We start from the raw sequence: 5434 nt of genomic DNA, 5'->3' as shown, positions 1-5434 counted from the left end.
TTGCAGGATTGGGCTGAGATTCGTCATCTTCATGGCGCTGAGCAGATGTCGGTCAGGGCGATAGCGTCGAGGTTGGGGATCTCCAGGGACACGGTCTCTGAGCGTTGGCCGTCGATGGTCCGGCGATGAAGTCGACGTCCTGTACCCGCGCCGAAGTTGGCACGTCACGTTGGATCGGTCCCCACAGGACGACGAGGGGCGTCACGACGATCGATGCGTCATCGGCTCGCCGGCGGGCGGTGTGCTCGCGTTCGAAGTAGCCAAGGTGGCGCAGTACCGCAGCGGCAGGCCAGGCTCATGTCGTCCGGTCTTGGGGCAAACCCTCGCTGGTGAGCGCGGCGGCGGTGGCGCGGGCGACCGTGAGCGCGGCAGGGACGCCGTTGCCTTTGCCTTTCTCGAAGTCGTCGCCAAGGGTCGCCATCGTGTTTGTGATGTGTGCGATGCACACCACGTCGCGGGTGCGTGCGGCGGCGTAGGCGTATAGGGCGGCGGCTTCCATCTCGACGCACGCGATGCCAGCCTCCTGAGCGGCCGCCACGGTCGAGGCGGTCTCCCGGTACGGCGCGTCGGTCGTCCATGAGGCACCCCGGTGCACGGGCTCGGACAGTCCGTCGTACGCGTCGTTGAGCTGGCTTGCGACTCGTTCGGAGAGCTCACTCCAGGTAGCTGGTGGTAGATAGTGGCCGCTGGTGCCTTCGTCGCGCAGGGCACGGTCGATGAGGACGAAGTAGGGCGGCTTCCCGGCGGGGGTGATCAGGCCCGCCGAGGTGATGCTGATGACCAGACGTGCTCCGGACGCCGCGAGCTGTTCGGCGACGAGCACCGCGAACGGTGCCCCGACCGCCATTCCGACGACACCGACCTCGATGCCGTCCAGGTCGGTGACCCACATGTCGGTGTGGTAGCAGGCCCAGCCGGGGTGACGGCGACCGGTGCCGGTCGAGGTCAGGTGACGGACGATGTCGCCGTCCGGGTCGAGCAGCGCGATCTCGGGGACAGGGACGTTCGGCAGCGCTTTCTGACGTCGGGCCTCGCGCAGCAGATTCTCCGGCGCAAACAGCGACGGTTCGTCGTACGCCTTCTGTACCAGAACGCGATGCTGACTGGTATCGGCCTGTGCCTGGTCGGGTGGTCGGTGGTTGGTCCTGCTCATCCCCGCGCGTCCCTGGCTTCCCCTGCCGCACTGTAGGCGACGGACTCGGGCGTCTGCCTGTGCCCGCTGAGCCCGACCATCTCCCTGCCATCAGGGCGCCGGTATGTGCCCGGACTGCGAAACGGTGCGGTGCTCATACATTCCTCCTCAGGTCGAACCCTTCCGGGCCTCCCGGACCTCTGGCCACGATAGAGCGCCGAGGCGGTCACAGGGACACTGCGGTTGCCACGTCATTTATCCGCCTCTACCTGTTGGGGGCACACGGGACGGCAAGCCCACCCGCATGCGCGAGGGCGACCAGGGTGATCGGATCGAGATAGATGCTGCCCTTCCCGCCGGTGCGTAGCGTGGTTGCGTACTCGCCAGCCGCGTCCTCGGGTACCGCGAGCGCATCGGCGAAGAAGATCAGGTCGAAGCACCCGCGCTCGAGCGTGCGGGCCAGATCTGTGAAGAACCGTCCGCTCAACCAGTCAGCGCGGCCGAGGGGGTTCCGCCAGTTCTCGGCGTACTGGCTGGTCGGCGGGTTCACCATGCCCACGAGGTGCATGCTGCGCTGCGAGGCAGGCCCCGAAGACGATGGGTCAGGCATCGATCGGTGAGGGGCTGTTGATCGAGACGGTCAGGTGCGTGACGACGTGCTGGACGGTGGCACCGACCGCGATCCAGGCGTTCGCCGCGGTCTGCAGCACCGCGGCGAGATCGCCATCCAGACGGGTCGCGTAGTGATCCGATCCGGAGTAGACGCCCTCGGCCTTGGCCCGCTCGATCGCCGCGTAGATCGGTGTCATGTGCTCGCCGGTCGACTCGCCGTCCAGCAGCGGGTACAGCGACCAGTGGGCACGGGCCCGTACGCCGGCAGGCTCGAGCGAGACAGGATCCGACCCCTGCGCGGCGACCCCTGGCGGCAGCGCGCACTGCAGCTCGCCGGGGCACCCGCGTGACAGCAGGATTGCTGCCGACAGGTGAGCACCGCTGGCCGCTGCTCCCGCGATGACGTCCCGGATGAACCCCAGCACGCGGGACTCGGGCCCCATGACGAACGTCGAGATGTCGTTGGTCTCAATCGTCAGACCGGTCGTATCGGCGTCGGCGAGCGCGGCCAGGATGATCTGGACGTACCCCGAGTCGTAGACCGAGAGGGTGACGCGGGCGCCCACGCCGTACTGCTGAGCTGTCATCGATGAGTTCACGGCGACCACCCTAGGAGATGGGCGCGGTCGGCCGGCGCCGGTGCGTTGCTACGCTGTGCCGCACACGGGAGTCCGGTAGGCCGGGCTGAGAGGAAGGTTTCCAACCTTCGACCGTCATACCTCGTCTGGATCATGCCAGGGAGGGAGACTTCTCTGAGAGCACCCGTGCCCAACGAGAGATCAGGGGCACGCTTCGATGCGTCACCACACCACTACACGCCCACGCACCACCAACGAACGCTTCCCCCGCCGGGCCCTCGCGGCCTTGGCCCTAGTCACGGCCGGTGGTCTCGCGCTGACCGCCTGCGGGGCCAGCGACTCGTCGTCGGGATCGGCGTCCGGGACCGCTCAGGTCACGTTCGCGCTTGACTGGTCGCCCAACACCAACCATATCGGCGTGTACGTCGCCGACGAACTTGGCTATTTCGACGACGCCGGACTGGACGTCGAGATCCTGCCGTACGGCTCCACCTCGGCGTCCCAGCTCGTCGCCGCCGGCGAGGCGGACTTCGGGATCGCCGGTCAGTCGAACGTCCAGACGGCTCGGACCGCCGGGCTCGACCTCGTCTCCGTGTACCGAGTCACCCAGACCGACACCGGGCGGCTCGTCGTGCTCGGCGACCGCGACGAGATCACCCGACCGGCTGATCTGGACGGTCGCGTCTTCGGCGGCTTCGGGGCTCCGCTCTACTCGGCTCTCGCCGAGGCGACCATCCAGGGCGACGGGGGGAAGGGCACGTTCAAGGAGGTCGCCCTCGACACCGGCGCCTACGAGGCCCTCGCGCAGCGCCGCATCGACTTCACCCTCTCGGTCGCGACGTGGGAGGACCTGCAGACGCAGATCGACGGACACCCGTACCAGTCGTTCCGATACCAGGACTTCGGCGTGCCCGAGCAGCAGTCCACCGGCATCGTGTCGAGCGATGCCTACCTCAAGAAGCACCCCAAGGACGCGGCAGCCTTCGTGCAGGCCGTCGCACGGGGATACGCCTACGCGGCGAAGCATCCGGCGCGCGCCGCCGACCTGTTGATCAAGGCCAACCCCGACACGCTCGGCACCGCGAAGGAGCTCGTCCACCGAAGCGCCGAGCTCTTGGCGGAGGACGGCTACCTGGTCTCTGCGGATCGCGCGATCGGCGCGGCGGACCCTGATGCCTGGAACGCCTTCGGCGCGTTCCTGGTCAAGGGCGGTTTCCTCACCGACTCCGAGGGGAAGGCCGTCACCGAGGAGCCTGACTGGAGCGAGTACTACACGGACGAGTATCTCCAGTGAGGTACGGACGGACGTGAAACTCAGTCGCGTGACTACTGCGTCCGTCCCGAGCTCGTCCGCGCGCGACAGCAGCTTGGTGTCTCGCGGGATCGTCGTTGTCGGGCCCTCGCTCGTCGCCTTCCTCGTCCTGATCGCGATCTGGCAGGCGGTGTCGGCGGCGGGCATGGTGCCGGCGAACATGCTGCCGTCCCCGACGCGGATTCTCGACGCAGGCTGGGCCGAGCGCGACGCGCTGCGGCGCAACACGATCCCCACGCTCCTCGCGACGCTCGCCGGATTCGCGCTGTCGGTGACCGCTGCATTCCTCGTGGCGACGCTGCTCGACTTCTCCGGTGTGCTTCACCGGGCCGTCCTGCCACTGCTGATCATCAGCCAGACGCTGCCGCTCATCGCCCTGGCGCCGCTCGTCGTGCTGTGGTTCGGCTTCGGGTTGCTGCCGAAGGTCCTGCTCGTCGCCTTCGTCACGTTCTTCCCGATGGTCGTGGGATTGATGCGCGGATTCGGTTCTGCGGAGCCCGAGGCGGAGCATCTGTTGCACTCGATGGGCGCCTCGCGCTGGATGGTGTTCCGCATGATCCGGCTGCCCGCGTCGGTGCCGTCGTTCTTCTCGTCGCTGCGCATCTCGATCACGTATGCAGTGGTGGGCGCGATCTTTGCGGAGTACGCGGGCGCGGTCAGCGGGCTCGGCGTCTACATGCAGTCGGCGAAGAACGTCTTCCGCACAGACCTCGTGCTGGCCGCGGTGCTCGTGAGCACGGTGCTCACGCTCGCACTCTACGGAGCGGTCGTGATCGTCGAGCGGTTGTTCGTCCCGTGGCTGCGGATCGAGCGGAGCACGGGGAAGAGAGCGACACGATGATGGGTGCGCTCGAGCTGCGTGGCGTGCGGAAGGCCTTCGGTGAGCGGCAGGTGCTCGACGACATCTCGTTCGACGTCGGTGCCGGTGAAGTGGTGGCCCTGGTCGGCGCAAGTGGCAGCGGCAAGTCGACGCTTCTGTCAATCCTCACCGGCGCGGTGCAACCCGACGCCGGTGAGATCTGCTTCGACGGCTCGCCCGTTGCCCGGGAGAGGCCCTTCGCCTACATGCCTCAGCGCGACGTTCTGCTGCCGTGGCGGCGGATCATCGACAACGCCGGGATCGGGCTCGAGGTCGCGCGGGTACCGCGCGGCGAGGCCCGCCGACGAGTCCGTGAGCTGCTCGAGCCATTCGGGCTGGTCGGCACCGAACGGCTCTACCCTCGTCAGCTGTCTGGCGGGATGCGGCAACGGGTGTCATTCCTGCGCACCGTGGTGCAGGGCCGGCCGGTGCTGCTGCTTGACGAACCGTTCGGCGCGCTCGACGCGATCACCCGCGACGAGCTGCAGCGGTGGTTGCTCGAGATCTGGTCAGCCAACGGGTGGAGCATCTTGCTGATCACCCACGACATCCGGGAAGCGGTGCGGATGTCGGACCGCGTTCTCGTGCTGCCGTCTTCGCCCGGCCCCCTCACCGGCGAAGTGCTGGTGGACCGCTCCGTCGATCGCATCGATGGATTCATCACGGACCCACACGTGCACCGACTGGAGGAACGGCTCCACACGCTGCTCGGCGAGGCCCGTCACCCCTCGTCGTGACGTCAGGCGACAGGGGGCTGGGCAGGACCAACCGAGGGGGATTCTCGGCGATCCGTGGGCACATTTTGGGCACACATTGGTGTGATCTAGCGGGATCCAGACATATCACCGTGATACGAATATGCTGCAATTCCAACGATTCTAGGAACCGGCCGATGGCGGAATAGTTGAATTTTGGAGGTCACATCCCACCGCCACCGCTCG

Annotated in this window: 7 protein-coding genes; 4 read left to right on the top strand and 3 right to left on the bottom strand. The window is 67.4% G+C overall.

Annotated elements, in window-relative coordinates; genetic code table 11:
* Complete coding sequence (locus H7290_RS21355) at window positions 1-129, top strand: helix-turn-helix domain-containing protein (RefSeq protein ID WP_366927631.1); 129 nt, start codon at window positions 1-3, stop codon at window positions 127-129.
* A gap of 166 nt (window positions 130-295) precedes the next feature.
* On the opposite strand, the gene H7290_RS12370 is transcribed toward H7290_RS21355, so the two are convergent.
* From H7290_RS12370 to H7290_RS12360, 3 genes are all read right to left on the bottom strand, one after another.
* Entirely contained in the window at window positions 296-1153 is an 858-nt protein-coding gene (locus H7290_RS12370) for a nucleoside phosphorylase (protein ID WP_290514321.1), read from the bottom strand.
* A gap of 244 nt (window positions 1154-1397) precedes the next feature.
* Window positions 1398-1691 carry a hypothetical protein gene (locus H7290_RS12365; RefSeq protein WP_290514320.1) on the bottom strand — a complete coding sequence of 98 codons (294 nt, stop codon included), beginning with the start codon at window positions 1689-1691 and terminating at the stop codon, window positions 1398-1400.
* A gap of 43 nt (window positions 1692-1734) precedes the next feature.
* The gene (locus H7290_RS12360; protein ID WP_290514319.1) at window positions 1735-2343 is read right to left on the bottom strand and encodes a YkoF family thiamine/hydroxymethylpyrimidine-binding protein; all 609 of its coding nucleotides are present in this window, start codon (window positions 2341-2343) and stop codon (window positions 1735-1737) included.
* Window positions 2344-2539: 196 nt separating this feature from the next.
* On the opposite strand from H7290_RS12360, the gene H7290_RS12355 reads away from it, so the two are divergent.
* From H7290_RS12355 to H7290_RS12345, 3 genes are read left to right on the top strand one after another with little or no spacing between them, the layout of a single operon-like run.
* The gene (locus tag H7290_RS12355; protein ID WP_290514318.1) at window positions 2540-3616 is read left to right on the top strand and encodes an ABC transporter substrate-binding protein; all 1077 of its coding nucleotides are present in this window, start codon (window positions 2540-2542) and stop codon (window positions 3614-3616) included.
* Window positions 3617-3644: 28 nt separating this feature from the next.
* Complete coding sequence (locus H7290_RS12350) at window positions 3645-4475, top strand: ABC transporter permease (RefSeq protein ID WP_290514317.1); 831 nt, start codon at window positions 3645-3647, stop codon at window positions 4473-4475.
* Window positions 4472-5230: an ABC transporter ATP-binding protein gene (locus H7290_RS12345; RefSeq protein WP_290514316.1), complete on the top strand. Its 759-nt coding sequence runs from the start codon at window positions 4472-4474 to the stop codon at window positions 5228-5230. Before H7290_RS12350 ends, H7290_RS12345 begins: the two co-directional genes overlap by 4 nt.
* Window positions 5231-5434: the final 204 nt, after the last annotated feature.

Source organism: Aeromicrobium sp., from assembly GCF_014378035.1.
Classification (GTDB): domain Bacteria; phylum Actinomycetota; class Actinomycetes; order Propionibacteriales; family Nocardioidaceae; genus Aeromicrobium.
Note: the sequence above shows the minus strand (reverse complement) of the source record. Positions and strands in the feature narration are given on the sequence as shown.